We start from the raw sequence: 18464 nt of genomic DNA, 5'->3' as shown, positions 1-18464 counted from the left end.
AGGAGCGCGGGGGGTGCTTTGATGGGCGTATGACCCTGTTCGTCGGGACCTCGGGGTGGCAGTACAAGGACTGGCGCGACGTGCTGTACCCCTCCGGGCTGCCGATGCGGCTGTGGCTGGAGGAGTACGCGGCGCGCTTCGCGACCGTGGAGAACAACAACGCCTTCTACCGGCTGCCGTCCCGGGAGACCTTCGAGGCGTGGCGCGAGCGCACCCCGCCGGGCTTCGTCGTCGCGGTCAAGGCCAGCCGGTACCTGACCCACATCAAGCGGCTGCGGGAGCCGGAGGAGCCGGTGCACCGCCTGATGACCCACGCCACGGGTCTCGGCGACCGCCTGGGCCCGGTGCTGCTGCAGCTGCCGCCGACCCTGCGCGCCGATCCGGACCTCCTGGACGCCTGCCTGGCGTGCTTCCCGGTCGGCACCCGGGTGGCGGTGGAGCCCCGCCACGACTCCTGGTGGACGCCGGCGGTGCGTGAGGTCCTCGTGTCCCGCGGCGCCGCCCTGTGCTGGGCCGACGTCCTGGCCCGCCCCGTTACACCGCTGTGGCGCACCACCGGCTGGGGCTACGTCCGGTTCCACCAGGGCCGCGCCCGGCCCTGGCCGCGCTACGGCCGCCAGTCCCTCGCGACCTGGATCCGCCGCGTCGTCACCGCGTGGCCGGACGGGGAGAACGTGTACGCCTACTTCAACAACGACCCGCACGGCGCGGCGGTGGAGGACGCGGTGACGTTCGCGGGGCTGGCCAGGAGGGCGGGACTGGAGGTCACGCGCACACCGAGGCACCTGGCGAGGGCGTAGCGACAGCCACGCCGGCCCGGGCCGGCGGCGAGGTACTCCCGCCGGCCCGCCCGGCAACGCGGCCCTACTCCCCGTAGGCCGCCCGCAGGGCGTCCCGCACGGCCGCCAGCGCGTCGGCCTCCGCGAGTCCGAGCCGTCGAGCCCGCTCGACGTAGGCCTGGGCGGCCGAGGCGAGCTCACGCTCCGCGGCCGAGCCGGCGGCGGCCACGAACGTTCCGTTGCGCCCCCGCGTCTCGATCACCCCGTCCGCCTCCAGCGCCCGGTACGCCTTGGCGACCGTGTTCGCGGCGAGCCCCAGCGACTCGGCCAGCCCTCGCACGGTCGGCAGCCGGTACCCCACCGGCAGGGCGCCCGACCGCGCCTGCTCGGAGATCTGCGCCCGCACCTGCTCGTACGGCGGAGCGCCGTCATCGATGTGGATCTTCAAGGTCACGGGGTGATTGTCCCGTACCCGTCGGAAAATTGAGAGGCACCCCACACCCGCCGCCACGTAGCCTGCGCCTCCATGACCATCACCGTGCGCGAACTCCGCCCCGAAGTCCGAGCCGACCTGGAGGGCTTCGTCCGGGTCCGGCACCACGCCCTTCCCTTCCTTCTGATGTCCCCGGAGTCCCTCGCCCACGACCTCACCCACATGCGCCCCGAGGCCCAGTACCGTCCCCTGGTCGCCGTGGAGGACGGCGAAGTGATCGGCACAGCCCAGGTGCACCTCGCCCACGACAGCCCTGAGCCCGGCCAGGGCAACGTCAACGTGTACGTCCACCCGGAGCGGACGGGTCGCGGCGCCGGCTCGCTGCTGGTCCGTGCCGCCGAGGAGCATCTGGCCGCCAACGACGCGACCAGGCTGTTCAGCTGGGTCCTGGACGAACCCGCCAACCGCGCCTTCGCCGAACGGCGTGGTTACAAGGGCGCTCGCTCCGCCCACTTCCTCCGTCTGGACCTGGCGGACGGCACCCTGCCGCCGCTCCAGGACCTGCCCCCGGGCGTCGAGCTGCGCACGGCGGCCGACTTCGCGGATGACCCGCGGCCGTTGTTCGAGCTGGACGCGGAGACGGCGTCGGACGAACCGAGCGACATCGACACCGAGTTCACCGACTACGAGGCCTGGATCGAGGAGACCTGGAAGCGCCCGCTCCTCGATCTGGACCTGACCACCGTCGCGGTCGTCGGCGGCCGCCCCGCCGCCTTCAGCGTGGCGTACACGGACGGCACCCGCTACGGCACCGCCATGACCGGCACCGCCCGCGCCCACCGCGGCCGGGGCCTGGCCAAGCTGGCCAAGAACGCCTCCCTGCACCGCGCCCGTGCCGCCGGGTACACGGAGGCGTTCACGGGCAACGACACCGGCAACGGGCCGATGCTCGCCATCAACAAGTGGCTGGGCTACGAGATCTGCGCGACGGAGGTGCGGTATGTCCGCGAACTGGGCTGACCGGGAACGCCGCGTGGACGTCGTCCTGGTCAAGGCGGGCCGGACGAAGATCCGTTACGAGAGCGCGCTGCTGCACGACAACGGCACCCGGATCGCCGTACGCGCCCCCTGGTCCGGCACCGGCGTCCGCGACTTCGGTTTCGTCCGCTTCGAGGCCGGTGACGTCTTCACGGAGTACTACTGGCGCGACCGGTGGTACGCCGTGAAGGAGGTCCGCGACGCCCGGGGCGCGTTGAAGGGCTGGTACTGCGACATCACCCGCCCGGCCGTGCTCTCCGGTGCGGAACTGGTCGTCGAGGACCTCGACCTGGACCTGTGGCGCTCGGCCGACGGCACGGACGTACGGCGCCTGGACGAGGACGAGTTCGCCGAGAGCGGGCTGGCGGAGCGGGACCCTGAGGCCGCGACGGCCGCCGTGGCCGCCCTCGACGAGCTGGAGGCACTCGCCTTCGGGGGCGACTTCGAGGCGCTGCTCGCCTGAGCTCAGTCCCTCACCGCGATGACCGCGTACCGCTCGTCCTCCACGGCCCTCCCCCACAGCGCCGGGTCGTCCGACAGCCGCTCCACGCGGGCGTGCCCGGTGAGTGGTGCGAGGAGGTCGGTGAGGTGACCGGCGGGTATGCCGACCGGGGTGATGGTCCCCCACACGCCCTCGATCAGGACGAGCCGCCCTCCCGGGCGCAGCAGCCCCGCCCAGCGCCTCAGGACACGGGCGGGGTCGGGCAGCGTCCACAGCACGTGCCGGACGAGCACGACGTCGAAGCGCTGCTCCCCCACCGGCGGCGCCGCCGCGTCACCGACCAGGAACGCGGCGTCACGCCCGGCGAGCTTCGCCCGCGCCAGCTCGATCATCGCCTGCGACAGGTCCACGCCGGTGACACGGTGTCCCTGCTCGGCCGCGAGCAGGGACAGGCTGCCGGTTCCGCAGCCGAGGTCGAGGACATCGCTCGGCCGGCCGGGCAGCCAGGAGCGCAGCCGGTCGGCCCAGGCCCGGCGCACCTGCGGGTCGCGCAGGCCGTGGTCCGGCTCGTCGTCGAAGACGGCGGCCTCCGCGTCCCAGTCGACACCCGCCGCAGTCGTACCGTCACTGTCGTTCGCCGTGCGCTCAGTCATGCACCCAAGGGTGACACCCACCACTGACAGTCGAATCGTGACAGCCACCACTGACAGACCTGCGCCGATAAGGAACTCTCGCGAAATGGGTCTACCTCCGTGAGAACGCGGAACCCGGTGGACCCGAAGGAGGCAGCCATGCGCCGAGTGACCGTGCACAAGCCCCTGAAGAAGACGGACGCCCGCCGGCTCCGCGAGGAGGCCGACGAGCGTCCCGCGGGCCGCCCGGAGGTCCGCAAGGACATCGCCCGTACGTGGTGGCCGGACGGGTGACGGGCCGGCACGCTCACCAGGCGCGTCAACAGGTGCGTTGGTCAACCGAGCACCGACGCACAGGTGGTGGGGGTGGCGTGCGCCGGGTCGAGGGCGTTGGCCACCTCGTGGAAGGCGATGCGGTCGAACAGCCCGATCGCCGCGTGCTCGGACAGGTCGGCCGGGCACAGGTCCTGCAGCAGGACGTTGCGTACGTTCGCCCCGCTCAGGTACTGGCTGCGGTACGGCGTGACGACCTCGTCGTACTTGGTGGCGAGGACCGTGTACCTGACGCCGGGGACGGTGTCGCCGCCCGCGTTGAGCCGGGTGAGGAGGGCGGAGCCGGCGATCTGGTCGGCGAGGGCGGGGGTGTTCTCGGACAGCAGGTCCGCGGCGCCCGGGAAGTACGGCAACAGGTTGGTGAGGCCGTTCAGGTCGGTGCCGTGGTTGCTGGGGGCTATGCCGACGAGGGCGTTCACCTTGGCGGCCCCGCCGAGGAACTTCAGGTAGTAGCGGGGCATCATGCCGCCCTGTGAGTGGCCGACCAGATCGGCCTTGGCGGCGCCGGTGGCGGCGAGCACCTTGTCGACGAATGCGGACAGCTGCTCCGCCGACTTGTCGACGGGTCCGAGACCGTGGAAGAAGGGGACGCCGGGCAGTTGGCCGTAGTCCAGGGAGTAGACGCAGTAGCCGCGGTCCTTCAGGTACGGCGCGAGCGCCGGCCAGTTGTCGACGGAGTTGGCGAAGGTGCCGTGGACCAGGACGACGGGGCGGGGATGGGCGGCGGACGGCTTGCAGGAGTAGTCGTTCCAGCCGCTGCTGGAGGTCACAGCGGTGTCGGCGGCCTGGGCAGTGGCGGCGGCGGGGACGACGGCGACCGCTGCGGTCAGCAGGAGCGCGGCCAGCGGTCTGAGCACTCGTTTCCAGGGCAGCATCGGGTGATCTCCTTGCGGCTCAGGGGAGGTGCGACGGCTCTACGCCCTGTGATCCGGATCACGAGGATGCTGTTCACTTGTGAAGTTACGGGTGAGTAGTGCACACGTGAAGTTACGCGTCAGTAAAAACTTGCAGAGATAGCCGATGACAGCCGGATGCGGCTGATAAAGAGAGTGACGAACCGTCACCAGGCAGGTCAGACCGGCCCATCAAGTGCGATGCGCAGCACCACCTCGCCGACGGCACCCGCATCGCACCCCCGTGGCCGACTGACGCCTACGCCGCCAGCCACGCCACCCCGATCGCCAGCGTGCCCGGCATCACCGCGCGCGGTCCGAACCTGGCCCGTGCCCGGTCGGCGGCCTCCTCGACACGGCGGGACTTGTCGTCGACGTCGTCGAAGGTGAGCTGGTGGGAGGCCTGTTCTGCGGGGTCGAGGCCCTCGGCGCGCAGGGCGATCGCGCGGACCCGGGCGCGCTGGAGGCCGAGCGCCTCGTACATGCCGTACGCCGCCCGGGTGAGCTCCGCCGAGTGCGCGGTCGGCTCCCGCAGGGTGCGGCTGCGGGTGGTGGCGGAGCGGTCGGCGTAGCGCACGGTGAGGGTCAGGGTGCGGCAGACCTTGTCCAGGGCGCGCAGCCGGGTGCCCAGTTCTTCGGCGGCCGAGAGCAGGGCGCGGCGGTGCCGGTCCGGGTCCAGCTCGTCGCGGCCGAAGGGGCGTTCGGTGGCCAGAGAACGCGACACGGCGTTCGGGACCACCCGGCCGCGGTCGACGCCGTTCGCCTTCTCGTGCAGCTCGCGGCCGGCCTTCGCGCCGACCAGGCGCTGGAGGGTGGACAGGGGCGCGGCGGCCACCAGGCCGAGGGTGTCGAGGCCGTACTCGCCCAGGGTGCGTGCGGTCGCCGTACCGATGCCGGGGAGTGCGGACACGGGCTTCTCGGCGAGGAACTCGCGGGCTGCGCCCTCGGGAACCGCGCAGGTCACTCCCGGCTCGGCGTCCCGCACCGCCACCCGCGCCAGCATCGGCCCCGGACCGGCGCCGATCGCACAGTCGACGCCGTGCAGGGCGAGGGCGCGGACGCGGATCACCGAGGCCAGCTCCAGGGCGCTGCGCCCGAAGTACCGCTCGGCGCCGCCCAGATCGGCCAGCGCCCCGTCCGGGGGCAGCGCCTCCACGACCGGGGTGAACTCCTCCAGCAGCCCGAGCAGCCGAGGCAGGGCCGCCTCGTCCGTCGTCGGCAGCTGGAAACGTACGCAGAGAATGGTCATCCCGCACTCCCCGGACTCTGGTGCCACAACTTCCGTACCTTCGCGGGCTCCTCGCCCGCGGGACGCAGATCGGCCCACGGATGCATCTCGTATCCGGTGGGCATCCGGACGCGCCGGCCTCCGGTCGCATCGCTGTCCTCGCCCTTCGGCAGCGGCTCCGCCAGGCGCGCCGCCACCTCGTCGAGGCCGCCCTCGACGCGCAGTTCGACCAGCTCGGCGAGGTTCCAGGCGGCGGCGCCCACCACGCTGAGGCTGCGCGGGCCGCGGCGCTGCACCACCCCGCGCACCAGCAGCAGCCAGGAGTGGAAGACGGTGTGGGCGCAGGCGTCGTGGGAGTCGTCGAAGAAGGCGAGGTCGACCAGGCCCGTGCCGTCGTCCAGGGTGGTGAAGATGACCCGCTTGCCGGAGCGGATCGGTGGCGTCTGAGTGGCCGCCTTGGCGCCCGCGACCAGCACCGTCTCCCCGTGCCGCGCCTCGCGCAGCCGTCGCGCCGAGGTCACGCCCAGCTCGTCGAGGAAGGCGCGGTAGTCGTCCATGAGGTTGCGCGAGGCGTCCATGGACAGCACGCCCAGCTCGGCGCTGAGCCGCTCCGCCGAGGTGAGGTCGGGCAGCCCGGCCGGGGCCGTCTTCCGCCCGCCGGCGAGCGGGAGCTGGCCGCCACCGGCACCCCTCGCGCCCCGGTGCAGCTCGGTCAGGTGCAGTTGCAGGTCGCGGCGGTTGGCGCCGAAGTCGTCCAGCGCGCCGACCTGCGCGAGCCTTTGTGCGAGCGGCCTGCTGGGGCGGGCCCGCTCCCAGAAGTCGAGCAGCGAGGCGTACGGCTGCCCGTCGGCGATCCGCTGCGCCTCGGCCTCACTGATGCCGTGCACGTCGGAGAGGGCCAACCGCAGTCCCCAGACACCTGATTCAGACACCAGTTCGATCCTGTGTGCGACCCCCGACTTGTTCACGTCCAACGGCAGGACCGGCACCCCACGCCGCCGCGCGTCCGCCAGCAGCAGCCGCTTCGGATACATCCCGGGGTCGTGCGTGAGCAGCCCCGCGTAGAAGGCGGCCGGGTGATGCGCCTTCAGCCACGCCGACTGGTACGTCGGCACGGCGAAGGCGACCGCGTGCGCCTTGCAGAAGCCGTACGACCCGAAGGCCTCGATGATCTCCCAGGTCCGCCGAATCGTTTCCGCGTCATATCCGTTCGCCGCCGCGCGCTGCGCGAACCACACCTTGATCCGCCCCTGCGACTCCGGGTCGGACAGCCCGCGCCGCACCCGGTCCGCCTCACCGCGCCCGCAGCCGGTCATGATGTGCACGATGTCGATGATCTGCTCGTGGAAGACGACGACGCCGTACGTCTCCCGCAGCGGACCCTCCAGGTCCGGGTGCGGATAGCGGATGGGCGCCCGCCCGTGCCGCGCCTCGATGAACGGCCGCACCATGTCGGCGGCGACCGGACCGGGCCGGAAGAGGGAGATGTCGACGACGAGGTCGTGGAAGGTCGTCGGCTGCAGCCGCCCGACCAGGTCCCGCTGCCCCGGCGACTCGATCTGGAAGCAGCCCAGCGTCTCGGCGGAACGGATGAGACCGTACGTCGCCGGATCGCCGGGCGGCACGGCGTCCAGGTCCACCCTGGCGCCCGTCACCCGCTCCACCTCGGCCACCGCGTGCGCCATCGCCGACTGCATCCGCACGCCGAGCACATCGAGCTTGAGCAGCCCGAGATCCTCGACGTCGTCCTTGTCGAACTGGGACATGGGGAAGCCCTCGCCGCTGGTCGGCATGACCGGGGTCTAGGATCCGTGGCTCGATGCGCAGCGTTCGCACTCAATGCGCACCGTACGCGCAAATCCGGAACCAGCTGCCCAATGACTCCGCTCCGTAACTGGCTCTTAGCGCTCCTTTTCGATCTTTCTCAGTGAGTCGAAGCCCACAGTCCATACCGTCAGAGCATGGCAACACGGAGTTCCACTCGAGCGCCTTCTAGGCAGAGGCCCCCCAGCGCGTCGATTCGACACGAGGACGACACGGTGCTCGAAATCCCGTTTGCCGACTTGCGATTGGCCCACTTCACCGAATCCAAACCATGGCGCACGGTCCGCTCGGTCCACGGCATGACCCATCACTCGGGCTCGTACGCGTCAGCAACGATGGGTAGACACGTGGTGTACGAGAGTCGCCTGGAGTTGGCACGGCTGCTCCTCGCTGACTTTGATCCCTCGGTCCAGAGAATTCATGCCCAACCATGCCGCATGACGGCCCGAATCGACGGCAGAGTGCGACATCACGTGCCCGACTTCTTGCTGGTCATGCGGTCCGGAGTGGCCGTCGTCGTGAACGTCAAGCCTGAGGATCTACTCGCCGATCCCAAGATCAAAGAAGCCCTGGCCTGGCCCGGCGATTTGATCGAGCGACACGGTTGGGCCTATGAGGTCTGGTCCGGAGCGGACCCGGTCGTCCTGGAGAACATTCGATTCCTGGCGGCCTATCGGCGCCCCGGGGTGGTCCCAGCGGCGGAGATCGAACGGGCATGGGAGAGCGTGCAGGACGGGGATCAGTTGGCGGCAGTTGAGCGTCGGCTTGCAGAAGGAAGAGACAGACACGAAGTCCGTCCACCCCTCATGGCCCTGCTGTGGGCGGGGCGCCTGACCACTGATCTGACTCAACCCTTGTCCGGCGACTGGGTTCTGCGGAGGTCTGAATGAGTACGTGGACGACACCTCTTCGACAAGGCCTTCCATTAGCGTTTGACGGTGAGCAATTCACCATCGCCGAACTCGACGGCCGACGGGTCCTTCTCCAACAGACAGGCCCCGACGGCCGCCCGCGGTGGCGGCAGGTGGATCTCTCTATGCTGATGAGCCACCCGTCGACCGAGTTTCTGGTTGAGACACCGCCACCCGGCCCAGCAAGTGCCACGGTTCTCGGCAACCTGGTCGACGAGGAGGAAGGCAACCTCAACACCCGCTTCCAGCACGTCCAGGAAGTCCGCTTCGGCTACAAGCTGGGCTCCCCCGAGCTGGCATTGGAGGGCGAACCCAGGCCCGACTATGCGCCCGGGGTGCCTCTGATGCGCCGCTACGAAGCCAAGGCTGCGGAACTCGGGGTGGATCCGGCTACCATCCGCCGGTGGGTGGCCAAGGCCAAAGACGATGGCCCGGCCGGCCTGGTGAGCAAGCGCCAGTCCACCCACATCCTCGATCGTGTCGATTCACGCTGGTTGGACATGGCGCGATTGGTCCTCAAAGAAAAGGAGACAGCGAGTCGTCCCGTACGGAATTTGACGCTCATCGAGATCGAGGAACGCCTGGCCGAGAAGTACGGTCGTGATGCAGTACGTCTCCCCAAACGAACAACCGCGTACGAGCTTCTGCGAGAGCTCAGCCGGGGAACGAACGCATTCAACGGCAGCACGAAGGGCAAGCGTTCCATTGCGCAGCGACCGCCAGGAGTATATGGCAAGCTGCGGGCCACCCGCCCTGGTGAGTACGTGATCCTGGATACCAACAGCCTGGACGTGTACGCCATGGAACCGGTGACATGCAGGTGGGTTCGATGTGAACTCACTGTGGCGATGGACCTGTACAGCCGGTGCATTTGCGGCTTGCGGGTGACCCCGGTGTCGACCAAGTCCGTCGACGTGGCCGAGGTCCTGTTCGAGACCGTGCGTTCCCGCGGGCAGGCTGCCGGTAAAGGCGATCCGCTTCCCTATTGCGGAGTGCCATCAGCTGTGATCGTCGATGCAGAGAAACTCGTGGATCATGATGGGCATCATCTGCTGCCCTCTGTGGCCGCGGAGGCGATCGTCTACGACCACGGCAAGATCTACGTGTCCAAGCATATCGAGAGTGTGTGCGCCAAGCTCGATATTTCCCTGCAGCCGGCTCGCCCGCACACGCCGACTGACAAGCCGGTGGAGCGCTGGTTTAAGACGATCAACCAAGGGCTCCTCGCTGCTCTGCCGGGCTACAAGGGGCCGGACGTCTACAGTCGCGGGGAGAAGGTGGAGGATGAGGCCTACTTCTTCGTGGATGAGCTCGAGGCCATCATCCGCGAATGGATCACTCTGGTCTATCACCGTCGCCATCACCGGGGGCTGAAGGTCCCGGAAGTTCCGGGCCTGAAGCTCAGCCCTCTGGAGATGTACGAGCACGGGGTCATGCGGGCGGGGCCGTTGAGAATCCCTTCCCGGCCGGGGCTCGCCTACGAGTTCTTGGAGGAAGTATGGTGCACCATTCATCACTACGGCGTTGAAGTGCATGGCCTTCGCTACAACGGTAAGGCGTTGAAAGGTCTCCACAACCAGACGAGCCATCACCGGGGACGACATGCCGGCGCATGGCCGGTCGCAGTGGACCGCGATGACATCCGGAAGGTCTTTTTCCAGCACCCCAGGACGCATGAGTGGCATGCACTGGACTGGGAGCACGCCCCCTCACTGAACGGTCCAGCCAGTCTGGAGGCGTTGCAATATGCCCGAAGGATCGCCGCGAAGACTCATCGTTTTCCGGACACCAAGCGTGCTCTGGTCGAGCTGTTGGAGCGATGGGGTGCCGGACTGACCGCTGATCGGACGGAACGACGTATGGCCATCCGGTTGTCGCAGCAGCGCTTCCGCATCGTCGGCGAGGATGGCGACTCGGACGCCGAGGTCACCGCGCTGCCGACGGTCGAGCGTCTCGCATCCTTGACCACCCCATCAACTGCGGACGACTCGCAGAGGCGTGTATCCGACGCCACGTCAGGCCTGCTTGCGGTGCCGGACCCCAAGCAGATTCCGGGTGGGGACGACGACGCAGACGATGAGTGCGCCGCTCTATTGCCCGGGGATGAAGCCAACAACGAAGTCGAGGTCGACGAAGACGACTTCTACTCAGACATCCTGGACAGCCGTTGACCAGTCCCCTCACAAGCGTCCTCTTCGAGGGTGACGACCGCCAGTACTCTCCCACGCGTCTTGACGGCTGGCTGGAGTTCGTCGATGGGCCCGACCGTATCTCGCCACCGTTGTTGACACGCGAACAGATGGCCGAGCTGTCACGTCAAGAACTGCTGCGGTACAACGACAGCCGTCATGTCTGGCACGCCAACATCGGCCCGATCAAGACACCCCAACTCCTGCAACTTCATGAGGACCTGTACGAGATCGTCGGTTCGAACCGACACGACGGGGACAAGGCGAAGCCTGCGGCGCTGGTCGACGCCTATCCAGGAATCGGCAAGAGCACAGCCGTGCGCGAGTTCGGCCGTGACTTCCACCGTGAGCAGATTGCGCTGCGTGGCGAGACGACAACTGAAGGGCACCGTCGGGTGCCGGTCATCTATATCGCCTTGACGGGCAACACCCAGATCCGTGGCCTCAATGCAGCGATCTGCCGATTTTACCGACTGCCCACCGCGGGTGACGCGGACACTCTGGCGGAGCGAGCGGTCGACGCCGTGCTGAGTCTAAAGACGTCCATCTTTATCATCGATGACATCCACTTTCTTGCATCCGCGAATTCTAATTCCGCTCGGCTCGTCAATCAGCTGAAGTTCCTTTCGAACACCTTCCCAGTGACCTTGATCTACGTGGGCGTCGGTGTGCGAGAACGCGGAATCCTCAGCGAGGGGCGCTCCTTGACGGAAGCCCTGCATGCTCAGTTCGGGCGACGTACGACTGCCCTGACCTTGCGGCCGTTCCAGGTGGGGGACGAGTCAGGGCGCATCGAGTTCCGCAAGGTATTGCTGACCATCGAGAAGAAGCTCGTGCTGGCTGACAAGTATCCGGGAATGCTCGCCGACGACTTGGCGGACTACCTGCTGGCGCACTCCAGCGGCCACTTCGCTTCTCTGATGGCGTTGATCAATCGTGGCTGCTACCGCGCGATCCACTCAGGTCACGAACGACTGGATGCCGAGCTCATGAACAGGGTTAAGAACGACGCCGCGGCTGAGGCCGCACGCCTGGAGTTGGTTGCCGCGTTGGAGGCAGGCTTGCTAACTGCGAAGCCGCATCGACGAAGCAGCAGGAAGACCGCCTGATGTCCTGGAGCAACGACCGCATCCCGATCTGGGTGGCACCCGTTACCCATGAGGGGCTCGACAGCTGGCTCGCCGCATACGCACGGCGCCTGGCGGTCTCAGAGACAGATCTATTGGCCCAATTCGGTCTTCCCGATGCCCGGTTCGAATTCATGGTCAGGGCACTGACAGGCCGCGAGCGGGACGCGGTTTCGCGCCGAACCGGAGTGGAACCAGCAGACCTTGTGGCCATGACCTTGGAGTCCTGGAACGGTCTGGTCGTCACCTTCGACCCCGAGACTCGTCTGATTGCCTCCACTCCGCCGAACATTCTGCATTCCGGCAGATACAGCCGTTTCTGCCCGGCGTGCCTGGACGCCACGCCGGGTCGGTGGTTGCTGTCGTGGCGCCTGCCATGGACCTTCGCCTGTACCCGCCACAGCAGCCTTCTTCACGACCGTTGCCCCCGGTGCGGGACCACGCAACGCATCACCAAGCGCTTGGATGTCCCCAAGGCCGGTGTATGCATCGGAGCCAGAGGCGCGACAGGCTGCGGCTTCCCGCTCTCCCAGTCGCCGAGCATCGAACTGCCTGCTGGCGGCCATGTCCTGCGGGCTCAGGAGAACATCAACGCAACCGTACTGGGCCCGTCTCCTGCGTCGGCCAGGGCTCGCCAACGCGCCAAGGACCTCATGGTGATCGCCCAACGGGTGCTGCGCAGCCTGCCCACCCATGTAAACGAAGCGCCGACGCTCGTTCACCAAGTCCTCACCGAGTGTGGCGACACCTTGCCCACAAGAACACGACGGCGAGAGGCAAGCGACGCGCACAACACAGCTGTCGGCGTAGCCGTTGCCGATGTCGTGCTGGACAGCAAGATGGCCGAGCACGAAGCCGTCTTTCCTTGGCTTATGCAAGCCAACGCGGCGGCCCGCGCACAAGACGCCTATCCCATCACGTGGGCCCACGGCTGGTACAAGGCGGCTGGGCCCGGCTTGGCCACTCGTGCGCTCGCAACCGTGGATGAAAGGGTCAGTTGGGTCACTCGGATTCGGTACGGCACCACTACCTCTTCCCCCGCCTGGCCCACGTCCACTGAAGTGGACGTCCAGCGCCGCGCCGCCAAAGTTCCGGCGATGCTCTGGCCGGCGTGGACGATGCGCGTTCTCCAGGGTGGTCCGACGGGTCACCGGCTTGCTGGATTCCGTCGCGGCACCGCATCCCTCTTGCTGCTTCCGGGCACGTACTGGACCTTCGTCCAGGCGTCACGACTGTTGGGAAACAACCTCACGAAAACCAACTGGGACGCCCTGACTGAGATCGTGGACGAGGACGACTGCAGCGTCTTGACCACAACACTCGTCCTGCTGGCTCGGGCCTTGGACGCTCACGAGTCGCCGATCGACTACGACCGTCGCCGGGCTCTCTTCACCGAAGGTGAAGTCGTCGTCGATGCGTCCGCATTCCGCGCATATTGCCGTCGACAGGGGCGACTGTACAACCAGGGCCTGTACAAATACCTCCTGTGGCTCGTCCGGCACTTCCTGCTGGGTGCCGAACCCGGATCCTCGTCTCGGAGCTTCGCGGCGCATATGAACAATGCCCACCTCCTGGAGACCGAGTTACGTGTATTCGCGCACCAACAAGCAAAGGAAAACCTGCACATTCACGGCATCGACGAACCCCTTCTGTGGGAGCCTCCCAGCGACTGGCTCCCTGCCCTCCGATGGCCGGGCGTCGACTGGGAGGACATCAACCTGGAGCGCATCGGAACGCAACTGGCCAAGCGACAGCCGCTCAGCCAAGTCGCTGAGTCGGTCGGCGTCAGTGAGGACCACATCCGCTTGTATTTGGAGACCACCGCGCTCGCGGCCCCCAGAATTCCCCCTGAGCCGCCAAAACGCAGCCTAGGCGCTCCCTTACCGAAGCAAGGCATCCTCGCCCCAGAGAGCCTGCACAAGCTCTACATCACCGACCGCATGTCAACACCGAAAATCGCCGCCCTCGTCGGCTGCACTCCAGCCACCATTGGGCGACTCCTCAAGGAAGCGGGCATCCCGGTGCGCCGCCGAGAGGGGCCTCTCCGCGCAGCCGACGGGACCGTGGTCACAGCTGACTGGCTGGAACGTGAATATGTGCAACTGGGCCGGACCACAACGGAGTTGGCTGAGGAACTCGACTGTCACAACGCGTTTGTTTCACACCTTCTCAAGCGGCACGGTATCCCTACCAGGCCGCTCTTCGGAGTGGCCAGTCCTTTTGTCCGGCTGGGCGTGCCGCTCTCGCCGGCCATGCAGTCCGTCACCAAGTTGAGAAGCCATGTGAAAGGGCTACGCAATATCATCAGACTACCAGGCCATCACGATATCGCCGCAGCCTGCCGGGCTCTGGGCGTCGCGAGTAACACCGTGCGGTATCAGTTGGCCAAAGTCGAAGAAGCGGCTGGCTTCACCATCATCGAACGCACCAGACCTCTCAGCGTGACATCTCAAGGGAAACCCTTCCTCTCGGAGGGCAGGCGGCTTCTGATACTTCTTGACCGCCATTCAACGGCCAGTAGTGCATCAAACTGACGACCCCGCTGACGAATACCTGGAAAAGGGAATGCCATAGCCGGCCGCCGCTCACCATCGGACGCTGCGCACGAAGCGGCTCGCGCCTCTTGCCTCGCATCCACCACGGCCGATTCGCTGCCGCGATATGCAGATGCTTCTGGCCATTTTCTCAAGGGTGCGGACCCTCTGAAGTGACGGTCGGGATCGAGCGGGCAGGCTGTAGTTCTGCTGGTCAGGGTTTGCATAGAGGCGTTGATGTTCAGGAAGACCCAGTAGTCGCGCCGCGCTGGCCGTCGTGTACTGAGCTTTTTCAGCGTTGCCGCTCCAGGGTTGCGGATGGCCGCCGTGATTGACGACATTCGATTGGGGCTGCATCGGGACCTTCGGAAGGTCCGCCACGACTTCAGTCGTGCGACGCCGCGTTCGACGGGTGCCCGTGCCGCGGACAGCGCGCGGTTGATGGTCGGCTGGGTTGGCGTGAGGTTCCGGCCTTGCGGGCGTCCGAGGGGTGCGGTTACCCACCGGCCGGCTCCGATGTAGGCGCGGTCGGCGAGGACGGGGACGCCCTGGCCGTGGTGGTGTAGGCGTGGGCGGCGCCCACGCAGAGTCCACCTTCGAATCGACCTTGACTCCCCCTCACTCACACCCACGCGGGGGGCGAGGGTCCGGCCCTTCTCGGAGGGCAGGCCGGGTCAGCGACCAGGACGAGCCGCAGGCTCCTGCCATTCGTGTCCGGGTCGGGCTGCCTCATCTCGTCCTGCCGCCGGGTAGGCTCCGTGGCGCCTCGCCGCTTCCCCAGGCTGCCAGCAGAGGAAGGGATCCGCTCGTCCGCCCGTTCGGCAGCACGCCGCGCCTACGGGCCGGGGGACTCCTAGCATGCTGAATGTGCGACCCATTCTCCCGAAGCTCGAGGGCGGGCGGGTGCAGGGCCTCCTGCAGCTCATCGAGGACGGCATCCACCTCGTCGTCGCTGGGCTCCTGGTACTGCTCGCGGGGCTCCTGACCGTCGAGGTCGTCCACGATGTCATCAGGTCGATCCAGGGGCCGTACCGCGCGGAGACGGTCGTTCTCTCCGCCCTGGACAACGGCCTTGTGCTGTTCATCGTTGCCGAGCTGCTCCACACCGTCCGCCTCACCATCAGGAACCGGACCCTCGATGCGGAGCCGTTCCTCGTCGTCGGCCTGATTGCCGGCATCCGCAAGGTGCTCATCGTGACGGCCGAGGCGGAGAAGTCCTTCCGGTGGAACGTCGAGGGGATCGAACTGCTCATCCTGGCGGGGCTGATCCTCGTGATGGCGACAGCGGTGTACGTGTGGCGGCGCTCGACGCGGCCCGGAGACTACTTCCCGCTTCAGGAGGCGCGGCGCTCCCCGCCGCCGGAGCCCTCACCCACCTCGGCGCGCGGGTCCTGATCCGCCGCCTTCCGCAACCATGGCCGCCCCCATCCGTTGCTCCTCGCGAGCGGAGCCGACATCCCGTTCCAGTGGCGTGCGGCTTACTGTTGCCGCGAGGTCCTCCAGTGCCCGCTTCTGCGCCCGCGGGCTGAGGGGAGCGGCCCTGGTTCAGCGGGCGTGGGGTTAGTCCGCAGGACCGCCGCGCGTAGCCGAATCTCCTGGTACGCCTGCTAATGGGTGAGCGGCGATGCCGACGCGCGTCCGGGAGCCGTTTGCGCCGGTATAGGTTCACTTCGAGGGCTTGTCACCGTGGTCGTCTTGGAGCGTGCGGCGACGTTCCTGTTCGCGCTTGGAGTAGGCGGCTGCCCGGATCGCCTCGTCGCTCTCCAGGCCTGATCCCAGCGCGCCGCCCACGGTGGCGACCGAAGCGACGAACCAGGACAACGTCAAGTACTCCGCGGCGTGAAGCGGGGTTCGTGTCACGGAAGCGAACAGTTGGTCGTTGAGGATGAACAGCGCCCACACCAAGTTGATGACCATCAAACCCACGTAGCAGACAAGCACCCCGATCCCCACGGTCACGACCGTCGAGGCGTTGTAGAGCCGCGCCCTCTGCCTCGCCTCCGGCGAGCTCCCTGGTGCTCGATGCCACAGCTCCGCGTCCACGATCAGCCAGCCGATCATGATCGCGACAGATCCGACCATGGCGATGACGAGGCGTGGCGTGCTCAGGTACGCGGCCAGGCTCCAGACGGTGGCGTTCACGGTGGCGACTGCTCCCGTGGCGAGTGCGGCCGCCAGGGCTTTCGACAAGCCCGGCACCAGCCGCCACGGCCGGTTGGCGCGGACCATACCGGCGAGCACCCGCAGGTAACCGCGCGGGCCGCTGACGGCGTACCGAAGATCGTCGGTCTCCTTCTCACCGGATTGGCCCGGATGAATAGGCGCGAGACGATTGACGAAGGGCCCCAGAAGCGGCTGACTTCGCGGAGGTCCTTCAGCCCCGGTGGTTTGCGGACCCGCCAAGCCAAGCACGGCTTCTTCGACGGCCCGCCGGGCCCTCGTCTGCAGCCGCAGGCCCCCCAGTGAAGGAAGAGAGAGCAGCGCCAAGCCGTGTTCGCGATTCAGGTTCACCGCGAGCCTGCGCCCGTTTGAATGCAGCGGAAGGTCGGTGAGTGCCACGACGATGTCCCAGTTCTCCGCACTCCCACGGTCCATGATCCGGCGCATCAAGGTGGGCGGGTCCTCGGTCCCCGAGGTGAAGGGCTCACTGACCACCTCGACGTCGAACCGTCCCCCTTGGCCCGACTTGTCGGCGAGCCGATCAGGAAGTGTCCCGGCCATGCGCTGAGCGATCTCCGTCGGCGTGTCCGGGTCCGCGAGGAGCGCCACGACCGTAACGCCCTGCGACGACACCGGCATGGCTCGACCCTCCTATTCGGCTGCCCCGTGATCCCAGGTGCCCGCAGACGCCGCCGAGGTAACGTCGATGCCGCATGACACGCTGGCCTCCGCCTGCCGGTGCAGGCGGTACGGCCGGATCTCCTGGTCTTTCGAGCTCAGGGCCTGTTCCAGCACCTGGCCGCGATCGGGTCCGCCGGCGCCACCCGCTCAGGCATCACCCCGGCGCGCACCGCACTCCGCGCCATCCAGCGCTCCCCTTCTGTGTCCGCCCGGGAGCCGGAGTCCGGCAAAGCCCTGCCATGCGGGAGAGTCCATAACGGCTGCGAGGCACAGCACTACGTCCTGCCGACGCCGGGGCGGCTGGTAGGCGGAAGGTCCACGTCAACCGGGCCCGGGCGTTGTCCACCGGCCTCTTCCGAGCGGTCCCTGGCGTGTTCGCCACCGCGGCGTTCGGCCTCATCAGCAGCGATATTTGGGGACCCCTTACGTGGCCGCTCGGAGACGCGGTGTTCACCGTGCTGTCGATTCCGCACGCCCGTCCGACTCCCCAGGCAGTCGGACGCCTGGGCCTGGCAGGGCAACACAGGGAGGGTAATTGGGCCCGGTATGCGCATGCGTTCACGCACTTCGCTCGGCCAGGCTGGCGGGGAAGCCCAGGGGGCGGGAGCCCCCCGACGCCCGCAGCCGGAGGTTGCCGTCATGACCGTGATGTCCATCGCCAGGTTCGAAAGGTTCTTCCGCGCGGCCGGGGGGCTGGATGTCGACAAGAGCGATCTCAAGCGCTACAGCGACTTCGTCGACGCCAAGCTCTACGATCTGCTGACCGTCGCCCAGGCCACTGCCAAGGCCAACGGGCGCGATGTCATCCGGACGTGTGACCTACCGATAACGAAAGGCCTGCAGGAGAGCATTCACCACTTCCGGAAGATCGACCAGGAAGTAGAGCTCAAGCCGATCCTGGAACAGCTCGCCACCCACCCCGCTCTGGACCGCACGCCCGACGAGGAGACCGAGGCGGCCTATCCGGACATCATCGGCGGACTCAGCCTGGCCCTTGCCCAGAGCTTCAAGATCCTCCACCCCGACGTGAAGAACCCCCAGACCCAGCACTGGGACGAGGCTCGAGCCGTCTTCGACCTCCTGCTGTGAGTGGCGACCGGACCAGGCGGAGCAGGCCATGGGCCAAACAGCTTCAGCGCGTTCTGCTTCCTCGGCTGCCGCAACGATCCCGCTTGGCCGCCGCAGGGCCTCGTCCACGTCCAGGGTGTTGTCAAGAGAACGGTCGTGTACTCCGCCAGCCAGCAGCGCCTGGAGGTCCAG

The 18464-nt window shown here is 67.6% G+C and carries 15 protein-coding genes and 2 pseudogenes; 10 read left to right on the top strand and 7 right to left on the bottom strand.

What is annotated here, in order from left to right; translation table 11 throughout:
• The first annotated feature begins 29 nt into the window (after nt 1-29).
• Nucleotides 30-800, top strand: a complete 771-nt coding sequence (locus NW895_RS13000) for a DUF72 domain-containing protein (RefSeq protein ID WP_289935629.1) — start codon at nt 30-32, stop codon at nt 798-800.
• Nucleotides 801-864: 64 nt separating this feature from the next.
• On the opposite strand, the gene NW895_RS12995 is transcribed toward NW895_RS13000, so the two are convergent.
• A complete protein-coding gene (locus NW895_RS12995; RefSeq protein WP_289935628.1) occupies nt 865-1233 on the bottom strand; it encodes a GntR family transcriptional regulator in 369 nt (122 codons plus the stop codon).
• Nucleotides 1234-1305: 72 nt separating this feature from the next.
• Here NW895_RS12995 and NW895_RS12990 point away from each other — a divergent pair, with 72 nt between their 5' ends.
• Nucleotides 1306-2232 (top strand): GNAT family N-acetyltransferase, encoded by a 927-nt coding sequence (locus NW895_RS12990; protein ID WP_289935627.1) that lies wholly within the window; start codon nt 1306-1308, stop codon nt 2230-2232.
• On the top strand, nt 2213-2713 hold the full coding sequence (locus NW895_RS12985) for a DUF402 domain-containing protein (RefSeq protein WP_289935626.1): 501 nt from the start codon (nt 2213-2215) through the stop codon (nt 2711-2713). Before NW895_RS12990 ends, NW895_RS12985 begins: the two co-directional genes overlap by 20 nt.
• A gap of 2 nt (nt 2714-2715) precedes the next feature.
• Here NW895_RS12985 and NW895_RS12980 read toward each other — a convergent pair whose 3' ends face one another.
• The gene (locus NW895_RS12980) at nt 2716-3345 is read right to left on the bottom strand and encodes a class I SAM-dependent methyltransferase (RefSeq protein ID WP_289935625.1); all 630 of its coding nucleotides are present in this window, start codon (nt 3343-3345) and stop codon (nt 2716-2718) included.
• A gap of 138 nt (nt 3346-3483) precedes the next feature.
• On the opposite strand from NW895_RS12980, the gene NW895_RS12975 reads away from it, so the two are divergent.
• Nucleotides 3484-3618, top strand: coding sequence for a hypothetical protein (locus NW895_RS12975; protein ID WP_289935624.1), 135 nt, complete (start codon nt 3484-3486; stop codon nt 3616-3618).
• 41 nt (nt 3619-3659) lie between these two features.
• Here the strand turns inward: NW895_RS12975 and NW895_RS12970 are convergent, their stop codons facing one another.
• The 3 genes and pseudogenes from NW895_RS12970 to NW895_RS12960 form a co-directional block, all read right to left on the bottom strand.
• The gene (locus NW895_RS12970; RefSeq protein WP_289935623.1) at nt 3660-4532 is read right to left on the bottom strand and encodes an alpha/beta fold hydrolase; all 873 of its coding nucleotides are present in this window, start codon (nt 4530-4532) and stop codon (nt 3660-3662) included.
• A gap of 277 nt (nt 4533-4809) precedes the next feature.
• Nucleotides 4810-5799: a hypothetical protein gene (locus tag NW895_RS12965; RefSeq protein WP_289935622.1), complete on the bottom strand. Its 990-nt coding sequence runs from the start codon at nt 5797-5799 to the stop codon at nt 4810-4812.
• Nucleotides 5796-7580 (bottom strand): annotated as a pseudogene (locus tag NW895_RS12960) (OB-fold nucleic acid binding domain-containing protein); the annotation flags it as partial. The gene NW895_RS12965 and the pseudogene NW895_RS12960, both read right to left, overlap by 4 nt.
• A gap of 237 nt (nt 7581-7817) precedes the next feature.
• Between NW895_RS12960 and NW895_RS12955 the strand changes: the two are divergent.
• The 4 genes from NW895_RS12955 to NW895_RS12940 are packed head-to-tail and all read left to right on the top strand — an operon-like array spanning nt 7818 to nt 14363.
• The gene (locus tag NW895_RS12955) at nt 7818-8492 is read left to right on the top strand and encodes a TnsA-like heteromeric transposase endonuclease subunit (protein WP_289935621.1); all 675 of its coding nucleotides are present in this window, start codon (nt 7818-7820) and stop codon (nt 8490-8492) included.
• A complete protein-coding gene (locus NW895_RS12950) occupies nt 8489-10684 on the top strand; it encodes an integrase (RefSeq protein WP_289935620.1) in 2196 nt (731 codons plus the stop codon). Before NW895_RS12955 ends, NW895_RS12950 begins: the two co-directional genes overlap by 4 nt.
• Complete coding sequence (locus NW895_RS12945; protein ID WP_289935619.1) at nt 10681-11811, top strand: AAA family ATPase; 1131 nt, start codon at nt 10681-10683, stop codon at nt 11809-11811. The genes NW895_RS12950 and NW895_RS12945 overlap by 4 nt, the downstream gene beginning before the upstream one ends.
• A complete protein-coding gene (locus NW895_RS12940; protein ID WP_289935618.1) occupies nt 11811-14363 on the top strand; it encodes a TniQ family protein in 2553 nt (850 codons plus the stop codon). The genes NW895_RS12945 and NW895_RS12940 overlap by 1 nt, the downstream gene beginning before the upstream one ends.
• Before the next feature lie 292 nt (nt 14364-14655).
• On the opposite strand, the pseudogene NW895_RS12935 reads toward NW895_RS12940, so the two are convergent.
• Nucleotides 14656-14914 (bottom strand): annotated as a pseudogene (locus NW895_RS12935) (transposase family protein); the annotation flags it as partial.
• A 307-nt stretch (nt 14915-15221) separates the two neighbouring features.
• Between NW895_RS12935 and NW895_RS12930 the strand changes: the two are divergent.
• A complete protein-coding gene (locus tag NW895_RS12930; protein WP_289935617.1) occupies nt 15222-15758 on the top strand; it encodes a phosphate-starvation-inducible PsiE family protein in 537 nt (178 codons plus the stop codon).
• Between the two features lie 270 nt (nt 15759-16028).
• On the opposite strand, the gene NW895_RS12925 is transcribed toward NW895_RS12930, so the two are convergent.
• Nucleotides 16029-17162, bottom strand: a complete 1134-nt coding sequence (locus NW895_RS12925; RefSeq protein WP_289935616.1) for a hypothetical protein — start codon at nt 17160-17162, stop codon at nt 16029-16031.
• 681 nt (nt 17163-17843) lie between these two features.
• Between NW895_RS12925 and NW895_RS12920 the strand changes: the two genes are divergently transcribed.
• Nucleotides 17844-18293, top strand: coding sequence for a DUF1931 family protein (locus NW895_RS12920; RefSeq protein ID WP_289935615.1), 450 nt, complete (start codon nt 17844-17846; stop codon nt 18291-18293).
• Nucleotides 18294-18464 lie beyond the last annotated feature (171 nt).

Origin of the sequence: Streptomyces sp. S.PNR 29, assembly GCF_030386795.1 — a bacterium.
Lineage (GTDB): Bacteria > Actinomycetota > Actinomycetes > Streptomycetales > Streptomycetaceae > Streptomyces.
The sequence above is the reverse complement of the archived record's forward strand: the minus strand, read 5'-3'. Positions and strand labels throughout refer to the sequence as shown.

Excerpts from the sequence above, each read along its gene's own strand:
- NW895_RS13000 (WP_289935629.1), top strand. The coding sequence starts at position 30 with ATGACCCTGTTCGTCGGGACCTCGGGGTGGCAGTACAAGGACTGGCGC.
- NW895_RS12990 (WP_289935627.1), top strand. The coding sequence starts at position 1,306 with ATGACCATCACCGTGCGCGAACTCCGCCCCGAAGTCCGAGCCGACCTG.
- NW895_RS12985 (WP_289935626.1), top strand. The coding sequence starts at position 2,213 with ATGTCCGCGAACTGGGCTGACCGGGAACGCCGCGTGGACGTCGTCCTG.
- NW895_RS12980 (WP_289935625.1), bottom strand. The coding sequence starts at position 3,345 with ATGACTGAGCGCACGGCGAACGACAGTGACGGTACGACTGCGGCGGGT.
- NW895_RS12975 (WP_289935624.1), top strand. The coding sequence starts at position 3,484 with ATGCGCCGAGTGACCGTGCACAAGCCCCTGAAGAAGACGGACGCCCGC.
- NW895_RS12970 (WP_289935623.1), bottom strand. The coding sequence starts at position 4,532 with ATGCTGCCCTGGAAACGAGTGCTCAGACCGCTGGCCGCGCTCCTGCTG.
- NW895_RS12965 (WP_289935622.1), bottom strand. The coding sequence starts at position 5,799 with ATGACCATTCTCTGCGTACGTTTCCAGCTGCCGACGACGGACGAGGCG.
- NW895_RS12950 (WP_289935620.1), top strand. The coding sequence starts at position 8,489 with ATGAGTACGTGGACGACACCTCTTCGACAAGGCCTTCCATTAGCGTTT.
- NW895_RS12940 (WP_289935618.1), top strand. The coding sequence starts at position 11,811 with ATGTCCTGGAGCAACGACCGCATCCCGATCTGGGTGGCACCCGTTACC.
- NW895_RS12930 (WP_289935617.1), top strand. The coding sequence starts at position 15,222 with ATGCTGAATGTGCGACCCATTCTCCCGAAGCTCGAGGGCGGGCGGGTG.
- NW895_RS12925 (WP_289935616.1), bottom strand. The coding sequence starts at position 17,162 with ATGCCGGTGTCGTCGCAGGGCGTTACGGTCGTGGCGCTCCTCGCGGAC.
- NW895_RS12920 (WP_289935615.1), top strand. The coding sequence starts at position 17,844 with ATGACCGTGATGTCCATCGCCAGGTTCGAAAGGTTCTTCCGCGCGGCC.